Here is a 2,550-nt window from a genome sequence, read left to right as displayed (position 1 = left end):
AAGGGGATGGGTTCGCGGCCTGCGTAGGTCAGGCTTTCTAGCCTGACATCATGACGTCAGGCTAGAAAGCCTGACCTACGTGAAGAGGGCACCGCCCCTCCGGACCGGGGGACGTTCCCCGGTCCGGAGGGGCGGTGCCCTCCAGGAATGGATTTCCACAGGTTTTTGCCCGCGGCTAGAGGCGGTCGTCGTGTCCGGGCAACATCAAAAATCAGTCCATGTCCTTCGCTTGCTGCGTTGGCATCGGGGCCGACCGCTGCGGGCCGAACACGTTCCCGGCGATGTTCGCCGTCGCCGTCGTGTTCCGGGCCTGCAGTTCGCCGGCCACGTCCAGGAAGATTTTGTCCTCCAGAATCTCCTGGATGACGATCGCCATCTTGTCCCCGCCGGGCACGCTCACCAGCGGCTTCGCCCCGGTGTTCAGGGCCACCATCCGCTTCTGGATCAGCGTCGAGAGCTTGAACCGGCCGCCGACCTTGTTCACGATCACTTCTTCCTTCAGTTCGTCGAGCATGGCATACCTCGTAGGGAAAGTTGTTCCTGGACGACCGCCCGCAGGGCCTTCACCGACTCCGCCAGTGTTTCGTTAACGATCCGCACGTCGAACTCGTTCTTGCACGCCAGTTCCTTCGCGGCGGAATCCAGCCGCCGGGCCACGGCCTTCGGGTCTTCCGTGCCGCGGCCGTTCAGCCGCTCGCACAGGTGCTCCCACGACGGCGGCAGCAAGAACACCGACAGGTGGTCCCCCGGCAGGCTCTGCCGGATGCTCGCGGCCCCCTGCACGTCGATCACCAGGAGGACGGCCGCCCCGGCCCGGTTCGCGACCTCCGCCCGCGGCGTGCCGTAGTAGTCCTTGCCGTGGACGACCGCGTACTCGAGCATCCGGTTCGCCGCGATCTCGCCGAGGAAGTGGTCCACGGTCCAGAAGTGGTACTCCCGGTCGTCCGCCTCGCCCGGCCGCGGGGGGCGGGTCGTCGCCGTGACGGCCCGGCGGAGCGGCAGCGACCGGTCGGCGAGGAGTTCCTGCACGACGGTCGTTTTGCCGACGCCGCTGGGGCCGGAGACGACGATGAGCGGGGCGTTCATTCGATGTTCTGGACCAGTTCCTTCATCTTCTCCAGCGTCGCCTTGATCTCGACGACGTTCCGCGAGATCGCCACGTCCCCGGCCTTCGACCCGAGGGTATTCGTCTCCCGGCCCATCTCTTGAAGGACGAACTCGAGCCGCCGGCCGGGGCCGTCGCTCTCCTTGCGGATCACGTCCTCGAACTGCACCAGGTGCGCGTCCAGGCGGGTGACTTCCTCGGACACGTCGGTGCGGTCGGCGTAGATCGCGACCTCGCGGATGAGCTGGTCCGGCTCGACGGCGACGCCGGCCGCGGCGACAGCTTGGCGGACCCGCTCGGTCAGCCGCTCGCGGTAGTCGCCGACGACGCGGGGCAGGTGCGTCCGGACCAGTTCCAGTTGGTCCTTGATGTGCCGGTGGTGCAGGAGCAGTTCGTCGGCCATCGCCTTCCCCTCGGCCTTGCGGGCCGAGTCGAGTTTCGCGAGCGCGTCCCCCAGGGCTTGCTCCACCAGCGGCCACTCGTCTTCTGGGGCGGCGGTGCGGCCGTTCCCCTCCGGGGCGACGCCCGGCAGCGCGAGCAGCCCGGCGATGACGGGGCCGATCACGGCCTTGTCGTTCACCTCCGGGCAGGCGGCGCGAATCTGATTCAGGAAGCTCGTGAGGTTCGCCGTGTTGAGCTTCTGGTCGCTCGCCCCGCGCTCCCGCTCGACGCGGACGTTGACGTGCAGCGTGCCCCGCTTCACCGTCCGGCGGACGACCTTCTCGAACTCGGCTTCTAGCAGCGGGTACGGGTCGGTCCCGCGGACGGAGACCTTCAGGTGGCGGTTGTTGACGGAGCGGATTTCGACCGCGACGGCGGCGGTCGGCGTCTGGCCGCGAGCCTCCCCGAACCCGGTCATACTGAGCAGCACGGCACGGCCTCGGGGACGGTTACTTCGTGTCGTTCAGCCCGGCCGGGCCGGCCGTGGACCGGGTGTCCGCCTGGGCGAACTTGACGTGGACCATGATGACGAGCACCCACGCGGCCGCGAGGTACAGGGTGAACTTCGTGAAGGCGTCCCCGGCGCGGGAGCCGAACGCGCTCGACCCGCCGGCCCCGCCGAACGCCCCGGCCAGCCCGCCGCCCTTACCCCGCTGGATGAGCACGACCAGCATCAGCAGGACGCTGAAGATGATGACGATTACGTTCAGGATGTACGAAATGCCCGACGCGCCTTCGGCGAACAGTGTCACGGTCCGTCTCCGAAACGACAGTGTCTCAACTGTTAAAGTATGCCGGCGCCCGCCGCCGGACAGGGGTGTCACTCTTATCCCCTCTCCCCCGGCTTTGCGGGGGAGAGGGTTAGGGTGAGGGGGTCAAGCCTCCCTCACACGGGAGGAACGTCCCCAAGTCCGGGACGCGGGGGGGCCCACCCCCCCCCCCGACCACCCCCACCCCCGGGGGGGGGGGGGGAGACAAGGGCCGCGGCCCGGGGGTTTTTTTTG

The 2,550-nt window shown here is 68.3% G+C and carries 4 protein-coding genes; all 4 read right to left on the bottom strand.

Annotation, left to right across the window (positions count from 1 at the left end):
- Positions 1-211: 211 nt before the first annotated feature.
- Genes AC5JJ2_RS14420 through secG form a run of 4 tightly spaced genes read right to left on the bottom strand, consistent with a single transcriptional unit; the run spans position 212 to position 2,298 of the window.
- Positions 212-514, bottom strand: a complete 303-nt coding sequence (locus tag AC5JJ2_RS14420) for a DNA-directed RNA polymerase subunit omega (protein ID WP_495858702.1) — start codon at positions 512-514, stop codon at positions 212-214.
- A complete protein-coding gene (gmk, locus tag AC5JJ2_RS14415; RefSeq protein ID WP_495858701.1) occupies positions 499-1,086 on the bottom strand; it encodes a guanylate kinase in 588 nt (195 codons plus the stop codon). Before gmk ends, AC5JJ2_RS14420 begins: the two co-directional genes overlap by 16 nt.
- The gene (locus AC5JJ2_RS14410) at positions 1,083-1,976 is read right to left on the bottom strand and encodes a YicC/YloC family endoribonuclease (RefSeq protein WP_495858700.1); all 894 of its coding nucleotides are present in this window, start codon (positions 1,974-1,976) and stop codon (positions 1,083-1,085) included. Before AC5JJ2_RS14410 ends, gmk begins: the two co-directional genes overlap by 4 nt.
- Positions 1,977-1,995: 19 nt before the next feature.
- On the bottom strand, positions 1,996-2,298 hold the full coding sequence (secG, locus tag AC5JJ2_RS14405) for a preprotein translocase subunit SecG (RefSeq protein WP_495858699.1): 303 nt from the start codon (positions 2,296-2,298) through the stop codon (positions 1,996-1,998).
- Between the last annotated feature and the right edge of the window lie 252 nt (positions 2,299-2,550).

This window comes from Limnoglobus sp. (assembly GCF_059499385.1).
The sequence above is the reverse complement of the archived record's forward strand: the minus strand, read 5'-3'. Positions and strand labels throughout refer to the sequence as shown.